The 18,778-nt window shown below is 66.4% G+C and carries 14 protein-coding genes; 13 read left to right on the top strand and 1 reads right to left on the bottom strand.

The features are described 5' to 3' along the window. Positions 1 to 127: 127 nt before the first annotated feature. Positions 128 to 1,459: an NAD(P)/FAD-dependent oxidoreductase gene (locus ACZ5BM_RS05870; protein ID WP_498910535.1), complete on the bottom strand. Its 1,332-nt coding sequence runs from the start codon at positions 1,457 to 1,459 to the stop codon at positions 128 to 130. 151 nt (positions 1,460 to 1,610) lie between these two features. On the opposite strand from ACZ5BM_RS05870, the gene ACZ5BM_RS05865 reads away from it, so the two are divergent. From ACZ5BM_RS05865 to ACZ5BM_RS05805, 13 genes are all read left to right on the top strand, one after another. Then, entirely contained in the window at positions 1,611 to 2,903 is a 1,293-nt protein-coding gene (locus tag ACZ5BM_RS05865) for an efflux RND transporter periplasmic adaptor subunit (RefSeq protein ID WP_498910533.1), read from the top strand. A 58-nt stretch (positions 2,904 to 2,961) separates the two neighbouring features. Next, the gene (locus ACZ5BM_RS05860; RefSeq protein WP_498910531.1) at positions 2,962 to 6,147 is read left to right on the top strand and encodes an efflux RND transporter permease subunit; all 3,186 of its coding nucleotides are present in this window, start codon (positions 2,962 to 2,964) and stop codon (positions 6,145 to 6,147) included. A gap of 213 nt (positions 6,148 to 6,360) precedes the next feature. Then, positions 6,361 to 8,469, top strand: coding sequence for a transketolase family protein (gene tkt / locus ACZ5BM_RS05855; RefSeq protein WP_498910529.1), 2,109 nt, complete (start codon positions 6,361 to 6,363; stop codon positions 8,467 to 8,469). A 66-nt stretch (positions 8,470 to 8,535) separates the two neighbouring features. Further along, complete coding sequence (locus ACZ5BM_RS05850; RefSeq protein ID WP_498910527.1) at positions 8,536 to 11,409, top strand: bifunctional transaldolase/phosoglucose isomerase; 2,874 nt, start codon at positions 8,536 to 8,538, stop codon at positions 11,407 to 11,409. A 100-nt stretch (positions 11,410 to 11,509) separates the two neighbouring features. Then, positions 11,510 to 12,541 carry an NADP(+)-dependent, decarboxylating phosphogluconate dehydrogenase gene (gene gnd, locus ACZ5BM_RS05845; protein WP_498910525.1) on the top strand — a complete coding sequence of 344 codons (1,032 nt, stop codon included), beginning with the start codon at positions 11,510 to 11,512 and terminating at the stop codon, positions 12,539 to 12,541. A 103-nt stretch (positions 12,542 to 12,644) separates the two neighbouring features. Continuing rightward, positions 12,645 to 14,096 carry a glucose-6-phosphate dehydrogenase gene (gene zwf / locus ACZ5BM_RS05840; RefSeq protein ID WP_498911512.1) on the top strand — a complete coding sequence of 484 codons (1,452 nt, stop codon included), beginning with the start codon at positions 12,645 to 12,647 and terminating at the stop codon, positions 14,094 to 14,096. Positions 14,097 to 14,098: 2 nt separating this feature from the next. Beyond that, positions 14,099 to 14,926: a Cof-type HAD-IIB family hydrolase gene (locus ACZ5BM_RS05835; protein WP_498910523.1), complete on the top strand. Its 828-nt coding sequence runs from the start codon at positions 14,099 to 14,101 to the stop codon at positions 14,924 to 14,926. Positions 14,927 to 14,929: 3 nt separating this feature from the next. Further along, on the top strand, positions 14,930 to 15,745 hold the full coding sequence (locus ACZ5BM_RS05830; protein WP_498910521.1) for a Cof-type HAD-IIB family hydrolase: 816 nt from the start codon (positions 14,930 to 14,932) through the stop codon (positions 15,743 to 15,745). Further along, the gene (gene pgl / locus ACZ5BM_RS05825) at positions 15,742 to 16,485 is read left to right on the top strand and encodes a 6-phosphogluconolactonase (protein ID WP_498910520.1); all 744 of its coding nucleotides are present in this window, start codon (positions 15,742 to 15,744) and stop codon (positions 16,483 to 16,485) included. Before ACZ5BM_RS05830 ends, pgl begins: the two co-directional genes overlap by 4 nt. Next, a complete protein-coding gene (gene rpiA, locus ACZ5BM_RS05820) occupies positions 16,475 to 17,167 on the top strand; it encodes a ribose-5-phosphate isomerase A (RefSeq protein ID WP_498910518.1) in 693 nt (230 codons plus the stop codon). Before pgl ends, rpiA begins: the two co-directional genes overlap by 11 nt. Before the next feature lie 6 nt (positions 17,168 to 17,173). Continuing rightward, complete coding sequence (locus tag ACZ5BM_RS05815) at positions 17,174 to 17,686, top strand: gluconokinase (RefSeq protein ID WP_498910516.1); 513 nt, start codon at positions 17,174 to 17,176, stop codon at positions 17,684 to 17,686. Next, entirely contained in the window at positions 17,683 to 18,162 is a 480-nt protein-coding gene (locus ACZ5BM_RS05810; RefSeq protein WP_498910514.1) for a YaiI/YqxD family protein, read from the top strand. The genes ACZ5BM_RS05815 and ACZ5BM_RS05810 overlap by 4 nt, the downstream gene beginning before the upstream one ends. A gap of 148 nt (positions 18,163 to 18,310) precedes the next feature. Then, positions 18,311 to 18,745 carry a PRC-barrel domain-containing protein gene (locus ACZ5BM_RS05805; protein WP_498910512.1) on the top strand — a complete coding sequence of 145 codons (435 nt, stop codon included), beginning with the start codon at positions 18,311 to 18,313 and terminating at the stop codon, positions 18,743 to 18,745. The last annotated feature ends 33 nt before the right edge of the window (positions 18,746 to 18,778 follow it).

Below are 18,778 nucleotides of genomic sequence, written 5' to 3'. Positions count from 1 at the left end.
CGACCACACGACCCTAGTCCGGGGTCCGGGCGAATGACTATCGGGGGAACGGCATGTCTGTGAATAAACGGATATCGTGTGACAATAATGTATCACACGACGCACTGATGTGGATAAAGGCGTGGTTTCAGGGTCTTGGACCAGGCTTGCCGGTGATGATGCGTGCGCCGCGGGCGTAGGTGAGCCAGGCGGCGACCCACTGGATATAGGTGACGAGGCGGTTGCGGGTGCTGATCAGCAGCATCAGATGCACGGCGCTCCACAGGAACCAGGCCGGGCGTCCGGTGAGTTTGATCCAGCCGAAATCGGCGACGGCGGTGGAGCCGCCGATCATCGCGAGCTGGCCCCAGTCCTTGTAGCGGAACGGGGGCGGGTTCGGCCGATCCGACAGGCGGGCGTCGATCACCTCCGCGACGTAGGCGCCTTGCTGCTTGGCGACCGAGCCGAGGCCGGGAAGGGGATGTCCTTTCGCGTCGTCGAGCGAGGACGCGTCGCCGATCACGAAGATGGACGGATCGGCTGGCAGGGAGCAATCCGGCTTCACCGGCACGAGGCCGCGCTTGTTGCCGTCGACGCCGAGCCAGCGTGCGACCGGCGTCGCCTGCGTGCCGGCGGCCCAGAACACGCAGTCGGCGTCGATGCGTTCGTTGCCGGCCTGCACCCCGGCTTCGTCGAGCGTGGAGACGCCGGCGCCCAGATGCAGCTCGACCCCCATGGTGCGCAGTCGCCTGGCGGCATAGGCCGAAAGGCGTCGCGGAAAGGTCGCCAGCACGCGATCGCCGGCATCGCACAGGACGATGCGCGAATGTTGCGGGTCGATGTGGCGGAAATCGCGCTTCAGCGTCGTGTGCGCGAGTTCGCTGATGGCGCCTGCCAGTTCGACGCCGGTGGGGCCGGCGCCGATCACCACGAAGGTGAGCAGACGGCGCCGCGCCTCCGGGTCGGGTTCGCGTTCCGCGCGTTCGAAGGCGAGCAGCAGCCGGTCACGCACCGCGAGGGCGTCGGCGGCGCTCTTAAGGGCCGGTGCGCGCTGCACCCAGTCGTCATGGCCGAACCAGGAGTACACCGCGCCCGTGGCGAGGATCAGCGTATCGAACGGGACCGGTTCGCCGTTCTCCAGCAGCACGCGCCGGTTTTCGCGATCGACCCCGGACACGGTGGCCATCAGCACGGTGGCGCCGGGCATCCGGGCCAGCATGGAGCGCAGCGGCACGGCGATGGTGGTGTCGTCGAGCGCCGCGGTCGCGACCTGATACAACAGAGGCTGGAACAGGGTGTGGTTGGTGCGATCGATCAGCGTCACGGTGCAGCGCCGGTGGCGAAGCGCCGAGCGCAGGCCGAGTGCCGCGTTCAGGCCGCCGAACCCGCCGCCGACGATCACGACGCGGTGAACGCCGCCGGAGGGTACGTGTGTCGCGGAAACGGAAGCGGGGTTCTGGGCTGATTCGAACGATGTCATGGGGCGTCCACCGTGATCGGCCGGCAACGTGCTGCAATGCGGGAGGTTGCCTGACCGGGGCGTGGCCGGGTAATGACCGTATGGTCAGCGTTCGATCGGAACGCGGCACCGGCGCCCGATCGGCGTGCGGGTCGAAGCAAGGACGACAAGAATGGCGCTCGAACCCGTTTCCGTTTCGGCCCGTGCGACTGGCCTCGGCCTGCTTCTTGCCGGACTTCTGTCCGGAACCACCTTCGCGGCCATGCCCGGACAGCCGAACCGGCCGCCGGTGGTGGGCGTGCAGCCCGTGGGGCATGAGGACGTCACCGCCAGTTCCGACTATATCGGCCGCATCCAGGCGATCGACCGGGTGGCGCTCGTCCCGCGCGTGACCGCCTTCCTGGAGAAGCGCCTGTTCGACGAAGGCTCCGAGGTGAAGAAGGGCGATCTGCTCTATGTGCTGGAGCAGCCGCCGTTCCAGGCCTCGGTTCTGGCGCAACAGGGCGCTCTGGCGCAGGCGCAGGCCAACGTGGCCAATGCCGGGATCACCTTCGAGCGGCAGAAGGCGCTGCTGAGCACGCCGGCCGGCCAGAAGCAGTCCTACGACAACGCGCTCGCATCCGCGCGCTCCAATGCCGCCGCGGTGACCACGGCGCAGGCCAATCTTCAGAATGCGCAGATCCAGCTCGGCTATACCGAGATCAGGGCGCCCGTGGATGGCCGCATCTCGGCCACCTCCGTGAACCAGGGCAACGTGGTGAGCCCGTCTTCCGGCACGCTGGCGACCATCGTGACGCAGGACCCGATGTATGTGGTGTTTCCGGCCGCCAGCCGCGACGTGCTGATGCTGCAGAAGAAGTACCAGGGCGTCGGCGGCATCAGCCAGGCGGCGGTGAAGCTGACGCTCGGCGACGGATCGCAATACGACCAGATCGCCAAGCTCGACTACGTGTCGCCGACCGTGTCGCAGAACACCGACACCATCACGTTGCGGGCCACCGTGCCCAACCCGAAGCGCGGCGATGCGAACAGCGACGGCGTGAGCACGCGCGAGCTGGTGGACGGCGAGTTCGTCACCGTGACGGTGGCCGATCCGCATCCGGTCAACCATCTGGTGGTGCCGCGCGCGGCGGTGCTGTCGGACCAGCAGGGCAACTACGTGTTCCTGTTGGCGCAGGGCAACAAGGCCAAGCGCCAGGACATCACGCTGGGCGAGACCGTGGGCAGCAACGGCGTGGTGCTGTCCGGGCTCAAGGACGGCGACAAGGTGATCGTGGACGGCATCCAGAAGCTGCATGACGGCATCCAGGTGACGCCGGCCGAGCCGCAGGCGGTGGTGCCCGATCCGGGTGCCAAGGCGGCGGAAGCGGAAACGCAGCGCACCAACGGCATCGGCGGCGCGAGCGGGACCGGGGCGCCCGCCGCCCAGGGCGGCACCCCGCCTGCCGGCGGCGGCCAGCACTGATCCCCGTCCTGATCCTGTTTCACCTTCCAGCGGCCCTGGCCGTGCGGGGAGCCAAGCGATGATTTCCGGCGTCTTCATCGACCGTCCCAGGTTGGCGATCGTGATCGCGATCGTCATCACCCTGGCCGGTCTGGTCGGGCTGACCCGAATCCCGGTCGCCCAGTTCCCCGACATCGTGCCGCCGCAGGTGCAGGTGGCGGCGACCTATCCGGGCGCGTCGGCCACCGTGGTGGAGGAAAGCGTCGCGCAGCCGATCGAGGCCCAGGTCGTGGGCGTCGACAAGATGATCTACATGCGCTCGGTCAGCGGCAATGACGGGTCCTACAACCTGACCGTGTCGTTCGAGCTGGGCACCAACCCGGACGTCAACACGGTGAACGTGCTGAACCGGGTGCAGACCGCCAATGCCGAATTGCCCTCCACCGTGCAGGCCGAAGGTCTCACGGTGCAGAAGCGTTCGTCGGCGATCCTGATGTTCGTGAACTTCTACAGCCCGTCCCGGAAGTTCGACCCGCTCTTCATCGCCAACTACGCCACCATCAACGTCATCGACGTGATCTCCCGTACACCGGGCGTGGGCCAGGCGGCGCTGCTGTCGCGCCAGAAATACTCGATGCGGATCTGGTTCGACACCAACCGGCTGACCAATCTGGGTCTGTCGCCGTCGGACATCACGAGCGCGGTGTCGGCGCAGAACACGGTGGCGGCGGTGGGGCGCATCGGTGCGCGCCCGGTGGGGCCGGACCAGCAGTACCAGTTCAACGTGCAGACCCAGGGGCGTCTCGTCACGCCCGAGCAGTTCGGCAACATCGTGGTGCGGGCCAACCCGGACGGGTCGGTGCTGCGTCTGCGCGACGTGGCGCGGATCGAGCTCGGCGCGCAGACGCTGGATTCCGAATCGCGCTTCGACGGCGTGCCGTCGGTGGCGCTGGCGATCTATCTGTCGCCCGGCGCGAACGCGCTGGATACCGCGTCTGCCGTCAAGCAGCATCTGGCGTCGCTCGGAGAGCGTTTCCCGCCCGGCCTTGCCTACAACGTCACCTATGACAGCACCGACTTCGTGCACGACACGGTGCACGAGGTTCTGCGCACCATCGTGGAAGCCTTCGTGCTGGTGGTGCTGGTGGTGTTCCTGTTCCTGGGCAGCCTGCGCGCCACCATCATTCCCACCATCGCCGTTCCGGTGAGCCTGATCGGCGCGTTCGCCGGCATGAGCGCGCTGGGGTTCTCCGCCAACACCGTGTCTCTGCTGGCCATGGTGCTGGCGATCGGCATCGTGGTCGACGACGCCATCGTGGTGGTGGAGAACGTCGAGCGGGTGATGGAGGAGGAGCCGGACCTGTCGCCGCCCGAGGCGGCGCGGAAGGCGATGACGCAGATCACCGGGCCGATCATCGCCATCACCCTGGTTCTGCTGTCGGTGTTCGTGCCGATCGCCTTCATTCCCGGCCTGTCCGGCGTTCTGTTCCGGCAGTTCGCGGTGACGATCTGCATCGCGATGCTGATCTCGGCCCTGAACGCCCTGACCCTGTCGCCGGCCCTGTGCGGCGTGTTCCTGCGCCATTCCGGCGAGCGTCGCGGCTTCGTCGGCCGCATCCTCCAGCGCATCCTGGGGCTGATCGACACGGTGCGCGACGGCTATGCGCGGATCGTGGCGCGTCTGCTCGGGTTCGCGATCGGCGGCGTGGTGGTGGTTCTCCTGTGCGGCGCGATCATCGCCTTCATGCAGCGTTCCATGCCGGTGGGCTTCCTGCCGGAGGAGGACCAGGGCGGCTTCTTCATCAACGTGCAGCTTCCCGACGGCGCGTCCGTGTCGCGCACAAGCGGCGTGGTGGCGCAGGTGGAGAAGCTGGCCAAGAACCTGCCCGGCGCCGCGCATACCTTCGGGGTGATCGGGTATTCGTTCCTGGATACGGTGCAGGAGCCGAACGCCGGCTTCGTGTTCGTGCGCCTGAAGCCGTTCGCGGACCGCACCACGGAACAGACCAACGCGATGGTGCTGATCGGCCATCTGTTCGGCGAGACCAGCCAGATGCGTCAGGCGACGGTGTTTCCGTTCAACCTGCCGCCGATCATCGGTTTGTCGCCCGGCGGCGGTTTCGAATACGAGCTGGAAGCGCTGGAAGGCCAATCGCCGTCCGAATTGTCGTCGCAGATGCAGGGTCTGCTGGCGGCGGCGAACCAGACCGGCCTGCTGGCGCGGGTGTTCACCACCTTCACCGCGACCACGCCGTCGCTGTATCTCGACATCGACCGCGCCAAGGCGCAGGCGCTCGGCGTCAACGTGGCCGACATCTTCAGCAGTCTGCAGACCACGCTGGGCGGATCGTACGTCAACGACTTCAACCTGTTCGGCCGCGTCTGGCAGGTGAACGTGGAAGGCGAAGCGCGCGACCGCGACAAGATCGACGATCTGTGGCGGCTGTATATCCGCAACAATACCGGCGGGACCGTGCCGCTGCGTGCGCTCGCGACGCTGCGCTACATCACCGGGCCGCAGGCGATCACGCGCTATAACAACTATCGCGCCATCACCATCAACGGCACGCCGGCGCCGGGCGTCTCGTCCGGCACCGCCCTGGCGGCCATGGCCGACGTGTCCAAGAGCACGCTGCAGAACGGCTACAACTACGAGTGGACCAGCACGGCGTATCAGGAGGTCCAGGCGGCCGGAAAGACCGGCATCATCCTGGCGATGGCGCTTCTGTTCGCCTTCCTGTTCCTGGTGGCGCTCTACGAGAGCTGGATCATTCCGATCCCGGTGTTGATGTCTGTGGCGGTGGGCGTGCTGGGGGCGTTCATCGGCATCCGGCTCAGCGGGCTGTCGCTCGATCTCTATGCCGAGATCGGTCTGGTGGTGCTGATCGCGCTCGCGGCCAAGAACGGCATTCTGATCATCGAATTCGCCAAGGAGCGGCGGGAAGCCGGGGAAAGCATCCGCGATGCGGCGATCCAGGGCGCCAGCATGCGGTTCCGCGCCGTGATGATGACGTCGTTCGCCTTCATCCTCGGTCTGGCGCCGCTGGTGACGGCGACGGGTGCCGCTTCGGTCAGCAGGCGCGACGTGGGCACGCCGGTGTTCGCCGGGATGCTGGCGGCGAGTTTCGTCGGCATCTTCATCATTCCGATGCTCTACGTGACGTTCCAGACGATCCGGGAGTGGCTGCACCGGCAGTTCGGAATCGCCGATCGCGGGCTGACGCGATCCGGGTCAAGCCATTCGGACAACACAACGCAGCACTGAGAAAAAAGCACCGGTTCTGACGCGAGGGAAACTTCGACGGGCCCGGTGCATTTAGCCTCGACGGCTTGCCACGATCCCGCGTTCGTGACGAAGCTGCATGCCGTTTACAGGCACTCCGGTGCGTTGCTGCCCGGGTTGCACCGTCAACACGAGGTTGGCATGGTGCGGCGCAGCAATAACCGGTTCGTACGGGCAGTTCGGGAGGCTCATTTCATGCGGTCCATTCAAGGCGACTTCACGCGAGCTCCCGATGGCGGAAACGCCGGTGGCGCGTCCATCGAGGACCTCTGCGTCAACACGATGCGCACCCTGGCGATCGACGCCGTCCAGAAGGCGAAGTCCGGCCATCCGGGCACGCCTATGTCGCTGTCGCCGGCCGCCTATGTTCTGTGGAACGACCTGCTCCGCTACGATCCGAAGCAGCCGTCCTGGCCGAACCGCGACCGGTTCGTGCTGTCCGTCGGCCATGCGTCGATGCTGCTCTATTCGCTGATCCACCTGTCGGGGATCGTCGAGAAGCCGGGTTCCGACAAGCCTTCGCTGACGCTGGAGGACCTGACCCAGTTTCGCCAGATGAACAGCCGCACCCCGGGCCATCCGGAATACCGCTTCACCTCCGGCGTCGAGACCACCACCGGTCCGCTCGGCCAGGGCTGCGGCAACTCGGTCGGCATGGCTATGGCGCAGCGCTGGCTGGCCGAGCGCTACAACAAGCCGGGTTTCTCGCTGTTCGACTACCATGTCTGGGTGTTCAGCGGCGACGGCGACAACATGGAAGGCGTGGCCTCGGAGGCCGCCTCTCTCGCCGGCCACCTGAAGCTGTCCAACCTGACCTGGCTGTATGATAGCAACCAGATCAGCATCGAGGGTTCGACCGACCTCGCCTTCACCGAAGACACCCATAAGCGTTTCGAGGCCTATGGCTGGAACGTGCTGGAGGTGAAGAACGCCGAGGACCGTGCGTCGCTCAAGCGGCGCTTCGAGGAAGCCCGCGCCCAGGACGGCGCCGACGGCGGCAAGCCGACCCTGATCGTCGTGCACAGCCAGATCGCGTTCGGCGCGCCGACCAAGGCCGGCACCGCCGCTGCCCACGGCGAGCCGCTCGGCGACGAAGAGATCAAGGGCGTGAAGCGCTTCTTCGGCTTCCCCGAGGACAAGCAGTTCTACGTGCCGGACGGCGTGCTGGGTCACTTCCAGGACGGCCTCGGCAAGCGTGGCGCGGCGCTCTCGGCCGAGTGGTTCGAGATGCTGGAGCGCTACCGCAAGGAATATCCGGAGCTCGCCGCCGAGCTCGACATGATCGGCCACCATGCGCTGCCGGCCGGCTGGGACAAGGACATTCCGTCCTACCCCGCCGACGCCAAGGGCATCGCCTCGCGCGAAAGCTCGGGCAAGGTGGAAAACGCGATCGCGCTGAACGTGCCGTGGATGATCGGTGGCGCGGCCGATCTGGCGCCGTCCACCAAGACCAATCTGACCTTCCAGGGTGCGGGTTCGTTCAATCCCGGCACCTATGGCGGCCGCAACCTGCATTTCGGCGTGCGCGAGCATGCGATGGGGTCGATCTGCAACGGCATCGCGCTGTCCGGCGTGCGTCCGTACTGCTCGGGCTTCCTGATCTTCTCCGACTACATGAAGCCGCCGATCCGTCTCTCCGCGATCATGGAGCTACCGGTCATCTACATCTTCACCCATGACAGCATCGGCGTGGGCGAAGACGGGCCGACCCATCAGCCGATCGAGCAGCTGGCGCAGTTGCGCGCCACCCCGGGCATCATGACGATCCGTCCAGGCGACGCGAACGAGGTGGCGGAAGCCTGGCGCGTGATCATGCCGCTGACCGAGCAGCCGGCGGCGCTGATCCTGAGCCGTCAGGCGCTCCCGACGCTGGACCGCAGCAAGTATGCGCCGGCGTCCGGACTCGCCAAGGGCGCGTATGTGCTGGCGTCCTGCGAGGGCACGCCGGACGTGATCCTGATGGCGACGGGCTCCGAGCTGCATCTGGTGGTGGGCGCCTACGAGACGCTGACCGCCGAGGGCATCAAGGCGCGCGTGGTGTCGATGCCGTCCTTCGACCTGTTCGAGCAGCAGGACGAGGCATATCGCGAAAGCGTGCTGCCGGCTGCGGTGCGGGGTCGCGTGGCGGTGGAGCAGGCCTCCTCGTTCGGTTGGGATCGTTATGTCGGTCTGACCGGCACCATCATCGCGATGCACAGCTATGGCGCTTCCGCCCCGCTGAGCGCGCTTCTGACCAAGTTCGGCTTCACGCCGGAGAAGGTTCTGGAAGCCGCCCGCGCGCAGGCGAAGAAGAGCCAGGCGTAACCGTCCCGGAACTGGGCCGGCTTCGGGCCGGCCCCCAAGCACGACAATCGAACCGAGGAGCAGGCCATGAGCGTGAACCAGTCGACGCCGGGGGCAGACAATGCCGGCAATCCGTTGCAGCAACTGGGAAAGTTCGGGCAGTCGCCTTGGCTGGATTTCATCCAGCGTTCGTTCATCGAGAATGGGGGTCTGCAGAAGCTGGTCCGTGAGGACGGCCTGAAGGGCGTGACCTCCAACCCGGCCATCTTCGAGAAGGCCATGGGTCACGGCACCGATTACGACGCGCAGTTCAAGCAGATCGTCGAGTCCGGCAACACGGACGCCTCTGAGATCTACGAGACCCTGGCGATCGACGACATCAAGGCCGCGGCCGACGTGCTGAAGCCGGTCTGGGACGAGACCAAGGGCGTTGACGGCTATGTCAGCCTCGAAGTGTCGCCTTATCTCGGCATGCATACCGAGCCGACCATCGTGGAAGCACGCCGTCTGTGGAAGGCGGTCGACAAGCGCAATCTGATGGTGAAGATCCCCGGCACCGAGCCGGGCGTTCCTGCCATCCGTACCGCGATTTCCGAGGGCATCAACGTCAACGTGACGCTGCTGTTCTCGCTGGATGCCTACAAGGCCGTTCTGGAGGCCTATATTGCCGGTCTCGAGGATCGCAAGGCGAAGGGCGAGAGCGTGTCCGGCATCGCCTCGGTCGCGTCCTTCTTCGTCAGCCGCATCGACGGACTGATCGACAAGAAGATCGACGATCGGGTGAAGGCGGGCGACAGCGAGAGCGAGACCCTGAAGGCGCTGCGCGGCAAGGTCGCCATCGCCAACGCCAAGCTGGCCTACCAGCATTATCTCGACGTGTCCGCCAGCCCGCGCTGGAAGGCGCTGGAAGAGGCCGGCGCGGCGCCGCAGCGCCTCCTCTGGGCGTCGACCGGCGTGAAGGACAAGGCTTATGCCGACACGCTGTATTGTGACGAGCTGATCGGCGCCGACACCGTCAACACCATGCCGCCGGCCACCATGGACGCGTTCCGCGACCACGGCACCGCCGCCGACACGCTGGGCGCCAATATGGATGCGGCCCGCAAGGTTCTGGCCGATGCGGATCGTCTTGGCCTCGACCTGCCGGGCGTGACCGCGAAGCTGGTCAAGGATGGCGTGGACGCGTTCGCGGACTCGTTCGACGCGCTGCTCGGCGCGGTCGCGGCGAAGAAGGCGGCGATGGCCGGCGATCTGGTCGCCACCTCCAAGTTCTCGATCCCGGCCGAGCTCGACGGCAAGGTGAACGAGGCGCTGGAAAGCTGGCGCAAGGCCGGTACCGTTCGCAAGCTGTGGGACCGCGACGCGTCGGTCTGGACCGGCAAGGACGAGGCGAGCTGGCTGCGCTGGCTCGACATCGTTGATGACCGCATCGCGCATCTGAGCGAACTCACCGCGTTCCAGGACGAGGTGAAGAGCAAGGGCTTCACCGACATCCTGCTGCTCGGCATGGGCGGTTCGAGCCTCGGCCCGGAGGTTCTGGCGGAAACGTTCGGCCAGCGCGCCGGCTTCCCCAAGCTGCATGTTCTGGACAGCACCGATCCGCAGCAGGTCGCCTCGTTCGAGAAGGCGGTCGATCTGGCGAAGACGCTGGTGATCGTGTCCTCCAAGTCGGGCGGCACGCTCGAGCCGAACATCCTGAAGGCCTATTTCTTCGACAAGGTGAAGAAGGTTTCGGGCGACAAGGCCGGTTTGCAGTTCGTCGCCGTGACCGATCCCGGCTCGCACATGGAGCAGGTCGCGCAGAAGGACGGTTTCTGGAAGATCTTCCACGGCGAGAAGCAGATCGGCGGCCGTTATTCGGTGCTGTCGAATTTCGGCATGGTGCCGGCCGCGGCGATGGGCCTCGACCTGAAGGAGTTCCTGAGCAACGCAGAGCGGATGGCGAAGGCCTGCTCCGCCGCGACCCCGCCGAAGGAGAACCCGGGCGTTCTGCTGGGCGCCTTCCTGGGTGCCGCTGGCAACGCTGGTCGCGACAAGGTGACCATCGTCGCCTCGCCGGGCATCCACGATCTGGGCGCGTGGCTGGAACAGCTGATCGCCGAGTCGACCGGCAAGGACGGCAAGGGTTTGGTGCCGATCGACGGCGAGACCCCGGCCTCGCCGGAGCATTACGGCAGCGACCGTGTTTTCGCCTATCTGCGCCTGTCCGACAGCCCGGACGCGGCACAGGATGCGGCGATGAAGGCGCTGGAGGCAGCTGGCCAGCCGGTGGTGCTGATCTCGCTCGCCAACACCATGCAGGTCGCGCAGGAGTTCTTCCGCTGGGAGTTCGCCACCGCCGTCGCCGGGTCGATCCTGGGCATCAACCCGTTCGACCAGCCGGATGTGGAAGCCAGCAAGATCGAAACCAAGAAGCTGACCGACGCCTACAACCAGAGCGGTTCGCTGCCGGGCGAGACGCCGTTCGCGATCGATGGCGATTTCAGCTTCTTCGCCGACGAGACCAACGCCAAGTCGCTGGGCGAGGGCGATCTGGACGCGATCCTGAAGGCGCATCTGTCGCGCGCCAAGGCGGGCGACTACGTGGCGCTGCTGGCCTATGTGGAGCGCGATGCCGCCACCATCGGCTGGATCCAGAATGCGCGTCTGGCGATCCGTGACGCGCTGCACGTGGCGACAGCGGCCGAGTTCGGCCCGCGTTTCCTCCACTCCACCGGCCAGGCCTACAAGGGTGGTCCGGCCAGCGGCGTGTTCCTGCAGATCACCGCGGACGATGCGGCGGATCTGGCGGTGCCGGATGCCCGCTACACCTTCGGCGTGGTGAAGGCGGCCCAGGCCCGCGGCGATTTCGACGTGCTGGCCGAGCGCGGTCGCCGTGCCCTGCGCGTCCACATCAAGGGCAATCTCCAATCCGGTCTGGAGCGTCTCGGCGCTGCGATCCAAAAGGCCGTTTCGGCCTGAACCCCGGAACGCCCGGCGCCATGGCGCCGGGCGTTTTCTTGTTCTCTCCGTTCAGAACCGCCGCCGCGACGCGGTTCTCCCCATCACAGGAAACATCGACATGCAGATCGGCATCATCGGGCTCGGACGCATGGGCGGAAACATCTCCGCGCGCCTCGCGAAGCATGGCCATGACGTGGTCATCTACGACCGCGATCCGGAGGTCGTCTCGAAGGTGGCCGCCCGTGCCGAGCGCAGCCAGGGCGCGTCCGGCCTGAAGGACATGGTCGAGAAGCTGGCCAAGCCGCGCGCGATCTGGGTGATGCTGCCCGCCGGTCGCATCACCGAGGACACGGTCGAAGAGCTGGCCGGCATGATGGATGCCGACGACATCATCATCGATGGCGGCAACAGCTACTACAAGGACGACATCCGCCGCGCCCATACGCTGGCGAAGAAGAACATCCACTACGTCGATGTCGGCACCTCGGGCGGCGTCTACGGCCTCGATCGCGGCTACTGCATGATGATCGGCGGCTCGGACGAGGCGGTGAACCGTCTGGACCCGATCCTGTCCACCCTGGCGCCGGGCATCGGCACCGTGGAGCGCACCCCGGGCCGCGACAACGAAGGTCTCGATCCGAAGGCGGAGCAGGGCTACCTGCACACCGGCCCGGCCGGTTCGGGCCATTTCGTGAAGATGGTCCATAACGGCATCGAATACGGCATGATGCAGGCCTTCGCGGAGGGCTTCGACGTCCTGCGCAACAAGAACTCGAAGGACCTGCCGGAAGAAGAGCGCTTCGACCTGAACATGGCCGACATCGCCGAGGTGTGGCGTCGGGGCAGCGTGGTCTCGTCCTGGCTGCTCGACCTCTGCTCCAACTCGCTGGCGAAGGACGGCACCTTGTCCGACTTCACCGGTCAGGTGGCGGATTCCGGCGAAGGCCGCTGGACCATCGAGGCGGCGATCGAGGAAGCCGTGCCGGTGCCGGTGCTGAGCCAGGCGCTCTACACCCGCTTCCGGTCGCGTTCGGGCAACAATTTCGGCGAGAAGCTGCTGTCCGCGATGCGCTTCCAGTTCGGCGGCCATGTCGAGCAGCACGACACCCAGCACAAGCACGGTGCGGATGCGCCGCTGACGACGAACTGAGCCCATGTCGGAGACGCTGGAGCTTCAGCCGGGCCCGCTCGACGGCGGCGACGCCCAGGGGAGCACCGACGGGCGCGGCCCCCGACGCAGCCAGCCCTGCACCATGGTCATCTTCGGCGGCGGCGGGGATCTTACCCGCCGCCTGCTGGTGCCGGCCATCTACAACCTGGTCGGCGCCGGATTGCTGGACGAGGGCTTCTCCATCATCGCGGTGGATTGGTCCGACCTGGACAGCGAACGTCTGCGCGAGCAGCTCGGCCAGACCATGCGTGAGTTCGTGGCGAAACGCCGCGCCAGCGCGTCGGCGCTCAACGAAGAGAACTGGGACTGGCTGAGCCAGCGCATCTCGTTCCTGCGCGGCGCGTTCGATGATTCCAAGACCTATCAGACGCTGTCCTCGCTGTGCGGCGTCGGGAATTGCGTGTTCTATCTCGCGGTCGCCGCTCGCTTCTTCGCGCCGATCGTGGCGCAGCTTGAAGCCGCCGGCCTGACCCGGGAAACCGAAAGCCGCTTTCGCCGCGTGGTGGTGGAGAAGCCGTTCGGCTCCGATCTGGCGTCGGCTAAGGCGCTGAACGCCCAGCTCCTGAACGTGCTGGACGAGAGCCAGATCTACCGGATCGACCATTATCTCGGCAAGGAAACGGTCCAGAACATCCTGGCGCTTCGTTTCTCCAACGGCTTCTTCGAGCCGCTCTGGAACCGGCAGAACATCGACCACGTGCAGATCACTGCCGCCGAAACGGTCGGCGTGGAAAAGCGCGGGCGGTTCTACGAGACCACCGGCGCGCTGCGCGACATGGTGCCGAACCACATCATGCAGCTTCTGGCCATGGTGGCGATGGAAGCGCCGATCTCGTTCGATGCCGATGCGGTGCGCGACGAGAAATCGAAGGTGCTGGCCGCCGTGCATGAACTGGCGCCGGGCGATGTGGTGCGCGGGCAATATGCCGAGGGCTCGATCGCCGGCCGGCCGATGCAGGGTTACCGGGCCGAACCGGAGGTGGCGCCGGAATCCGAGACCGAAACCTTCGTCGCGATGAAGCTGACGATCGACAACTGGCGCTGGGCCGGCGTGCCGTTCTACGTCCGCACCGGCAAGCGCCTGACCACGCGCAAGACCGAGATCGCCATCCATTTCAAATCGGCGCCCTATGCGTTGTTCCGCGATACGCCGGTGGAACAGCTCACGCCGAACATCATGGTGATGCAGATACAGCCCTCCGAAGGCGTGACCATGCAGTTCTCGGCAAAGGTGCCGGGACCGACGGTCAAGCTCGGCGGCGTGCGGATGAAGTTCGACTATGCCGACTGGTTCCAGGAAGGGCCCAGCACCGGCTACGAGACGCTGATCTATGACTGCCTGATCGGCGACGCGACCTTGTTCCAGCGCGCGGACAACGTGGAAGCGGGCTGGGCGGTGGTGCAGCCCGCTCTGGATGCGTGGAACGATGGGCACAGTACCTTGCACCCCTATGCGGCCGGCAAGGCCGGTCCCGATGCGGCCGATGCGCTGCTCGCCCGAGACGGGCGCCATTGGTTGAGGCTGAACGGATGAGCATGGGTGCGATCAGGCTGCTGGTCTCCGATATCGACGGCACGCTGATCGGCAGCGACAAGCTGCTCGCCCCGGCTACCATCCAGGCGGCGAAGGCGTTGCGCGAGGCGGGCATCAGGCTCTGCCTCGCCAGCAGCCGGTCGGTGGAAGGGATGCGCCAGTATCTCGATGCGCTCGGGCTGGATACGCCGGCGGCCGGGCTGAACGGCGGCGAGATCCTCGCCCCGGACGGCTCGGTGCTCGACCGTCGCAACCTCGATCCCGAGGTGGCGAAACTGACTCTGGAGACGCTGGAACGCCACGGCATCGAAAGCTGGGTGTTCACCGGCACGGAATGGCTGGTCGCCGACGCGGCCGGCCCGTTCGTGCCGCGCGAGCAGGCGGCGGTGAAGATCGAGCCGATCGAGGTGCCGAGCTTCGCACCCTATCTCGACCGCGTCGGCAAGATCATGGGCGCCACCACGGATTATCCGTTGCTGGAGCGGGTCGAGATCCAGCTCGGTGCCATGTTCGGCGACCGCGTCAACGCGCATCGTTCCTCGCCCTGGTATCTGGACGTGACCCACCCGGATGCCAACAAGGGTGCGGCGGCGGTGCGTCTGGCCGGGTTGCTGGGGATCGATCCGGCCGAGATGGCCTGCATCGGCGACATGGACAACGACATCTCCATGCTGAAGGCGGCGGGGCTGTCGATCGCCATGGGCAATGCGCCGGAGCACGTTCAGGCTGCGGCGCAACACGTGACGGCCGGAAACAACGAGGATGGCTGGGCGAAGGCTGTGAACGCGCTGGTGCTGCCGCGCGCGCCCGGGCGAACGAACGGAGTCTGAGCGATGACGGAAGCGCGCAAGGTATCCCTGGTGCTGGCCGATGTGGACGGCACGCTGGTCACCAAGGAAAAGCTCCTGACCGAGCGCGCGATCCGCGCCGTGAAGCAGCTTCGCGAGCGGGGCATCCGCTTCGCCATCACCAGCGGCCGCCCGCCGCGCGGCATGGCGATGGTGATCGAGCCGCTGGAGATCAGCGAGCCGATCGCCGGCTTCAATGGCGGGCTGTTCGTGAAGCCCGATCTGTCGATCATCGAAGCCAGGACCCTGCGGCGCGACGTCGCAGAGCAGACGGTGGAGATGCTGAAGAAGGCCGGCGTCGACGTCTGGGTCTATAGCGGTGAGGACTGGCTGGTGCCGGATGCCGACGGCCCGCATGTCGCACGCGAGAAATGGACGGTGAAGTTCGATCCGAAGGTCACCGACGATTTCGGCAAGGCACTGGAGAGCGCCGTGAAGATCGTCGGCGTGTCCGACGACGAGGCGCTGCTGAAGAAGGTCGAGGCCGAGGTGCAGAAGGCGCTTGGCGAGCACGCCTCGGCTGCCCGGTCGCAGCCCTATTATCTCGACGTGACCCATCCCCAGGCCAACAAGGGCGGGGTGGTGGACAGCCTGGTCAAGATGCTGGGCATTCCGGCCGACGAGATCATGACGATCGGCGACCAGCCCAACGATGTGTCGATGTTCAACAAGAGCGGCGTTTCGGTCGCCATGGGGCAGGCCAGCGACGAGGTGAAGCAGAAGGCCACCTTCGTCACAGACTCCTCCGAGGAGGAAGGCTTCGCCAAGGCGCTCGAACGCCATGTTCTGGGAGAGAAATGATGCCGACCGATGCAACCACCGGACGCGTCGACATCTCGGCCGATGCCGAGGCCGTGGCGCAACGCGCCGCTTCCCTGATCGCCGAGAAGGTGCGTGGGTCGAGCGGCCCGTTCGTGATCGCCCTGTCCGGCGGGTCCACGCCGAAGCGCCTGTATCAGATCCTGGCGTCCGACTACGCCGACCTGCCCTGGGAACGGATGCAGTTGGTGTTCGGCGACGAGCGTTTCGTTCCGGCGGACGATTCCTCGTCCAACTACCGCATGGTGAGCGAGGAGCTGCTGTCCAAGGTTTCCGTGCCCAGCGCCAACGTGCACCCGATGCCGACCGACGGCACGCCGGCCGATGCGGCGCTGCGCTACCAGGGCGTGCTCCAGCGCATCCATGGCGGCGACACGCTGGAGCCCGGCAAGCCGTTGTTCGACATTGTTCTGCTGGGCCTAGGCGAGAACGGCCACACCGCCTCGCTGTTTCCGGGCACGGACGTGCTGAACGAGCACAAGGCGTGGGTGAGCTTCTGTACGCCGCTCGATGCGCCGCATGATCGTCTGACGCTGACCTATCCGGCGATCCGGAGCAGCAAAACGGTGATGTTCCTGGTGGCCGGCGCGTCGAAGGCCGAGATCGTCGCTCGTGTGCGTGGCGGCGATGCGGACCAGCCTTCCACCCATATCAAGACCGATGGCGAGCTGATCTGGCTGCTGGACAAGGCGGCCGCGGCCGATCTCGGCCATGCCGGCTGACGCCGAGGCGCTGAAGCGTCTGGTCGGCGCCGCCGCGGCGGAGCTGGTCGAGGACGACATGGTGGTGGGGCTGGGCACCGGCTCCACCGCGAACTGCCTGATCGACAGCCTGGGGGAGCGCGTCCGGAACGGCCTGCGCTTCATCGGCATTCCGACGTCGAAGCGCAGCGAGGAGCGCGCGCGCGCACTCGGCATCACCATCGAGGGTTTCGACCGGCACGACCGGATCGATCTGTGCATCGACGGCGCCGACGAGATCGCGCGCGGCTCGCTGCATCTGGTGAAGGGGCTCGGCGGCGCGCTTCTGCGCGAGAAGATCGTCGCCGCCGCCGCCGACCGCATGGTGGTCGTGGCGGACGAGAGCAAGCTGGTCGATCATCTCGGCACCCATTCGCCGGTGCCGGTCGAGGTGTCGTCCTTCGGCTGGGAGTCCACCGTGCGTCAGCTCGGCCTGCTCGGCGCGCGCCCGACGCCGCGCCGCGACCGCAGCGGCGCCCTATTCGTCACCGATGGCGGCAACATGATCGTCGATTGCGCTTTCGCGCCGATCGACAATCCCGAAGCTCTGGAAGCCTCCATCCGCGCCATCGTCGGTGTGTTCGAGTGCGGCCTGTTCATTTCCCGTGCCGAATGCGCTCTGGTGGCTGGTGCCGACGGCGTGGTGCGGATCGACCGAGGATAGAGTTCTATGGATCGTGCACCGAGCATTCTGGTCATCATGGGCGTGTCGGGTTGCGGCAAGTCCACCATGGCGGAAGGGCTGCACAAGAAACTCGGCTGGGTATTCCAGGAAGGCGACGCGCTGCATTCCGCCGCCAACGTCGCCAAGATGTCCGCCGGCATTCCCCTCGACGATGCCGATCGTGCGCCGTGGCTTGCCTCTTGCGCGCGCTGGATCGCCGATCTGCACGAGCGCGGTGAACCCGGCATCCTGACCTGTTCCGCGCTCAAGCGCTCCTATCGCGAAACGCTGTCGCAGGGCTTTCCGGAAGTCTGGTTCGTGTATCTCGAAGTTCCGGAAGCGGTGATCGCCGATCGTTTGGCGCATCGTTCCAACCACTACATGCCGAGCAGCCTGCTGCCGACGCAGCTTCGCACGCTCGAAGTGCCGGGCAGCGACGAGCAGGTGATCCGTGTGGCGGCGAACGGCGATATCGAGCAGACCGTGCAGGCGGTGATCGAGGCTTTGCCGGGCCGATGAACGCGCCTGCCCGCGTCCGCGTTTTCGTGGACGCCGATGCCTGCCCGGTGAAGGCGGAGATCTTTCGTGTCGCCGACCGCTACAGACTGCACTGCTTCGTCGTCTCGAACAGCCTGATCGCGGTGCCGCCCTCCACGCTGATCGAGCGGGTGGTGGTGGAGGCGGGGCCGGACGTGGCGGACAACTGGATCGCCGAGCGAGCCGTGCGCGGCGACATCGTCATCACCTCCGACGTGCCGCTCGCGGCGCGCTGCGTGAAGACCGGCGCCACGGTTCTGGCACCGACCGGCCGCCTGTTCGACGAAGATTCCATCGGCATGAGCCTCGCCACGCGCAATCTGATGGACGAGTTGCGGTCGTCCGGGCAGATCACCGGCGGCCCGAAGCCGTTCGGACCCAAGGACCGTTCCGCCTTTCTGAGCGCGCTGGATACCGCCGTGGTGCGGTTGCGGAAAGCCGGCTTCGCCGTCGGCTGACGCGCCGTTTCGCACGGGTTGCGTGCGATCAAGGCAATCCTGCCACGTATGAGGTGTTGTTGTGGCAGCGAAACCAGCATGCCGCCTGCGCTGTTGTCCGGTGCAAGATCGTCCGGGACGTGACGGTCATATGGAAGGACAGTTTCCCATGCGCATCACCAAGTCTCTTGGCGCCGCCGCCGTTCTCGCCCTGCTGGCTGGTCCGGCCCTGGCCCAGACCACCGGCAACGGTGCGGCGACTGCGCCCAACGGCACCAGCGCCACCGAGAAGACCAACGCCACCAACAGCGACACCAGCAAGGTGACGACGGACGGCTATCTGCGGTCTTCCAAGATCGTCGGTTCGGACGTCTACAACAGCCAGGATACGTCGATCGGCAGCGTGGACGACCTGCTGATCGGCACGCAGCATGGCAAGACCACCGACGCGGTTCTGTCGGTCGGCGGCTTCCTGGGCATCGGCTCCAAGCTGGTCGAGGTGCCGTTCTCCAAGCTGAAGATCAACAAGGAAGGCCATCTGGTTCTGGCCGGCGCCACCAAGGAAAGCCTGACCAGGCTGCCGGCCTACGAATACAACAAGTAAGATCGGCGTCTTCGCGAACGATCCCGGGCCTCG

The organism is Lichenicola sp. GTC18331, assembly GCF_055386855.1.
Note: the sequence above shows the minus strand (reverse complement) of the source record. Positions and strands in the feature narration are given on the sequence as shown.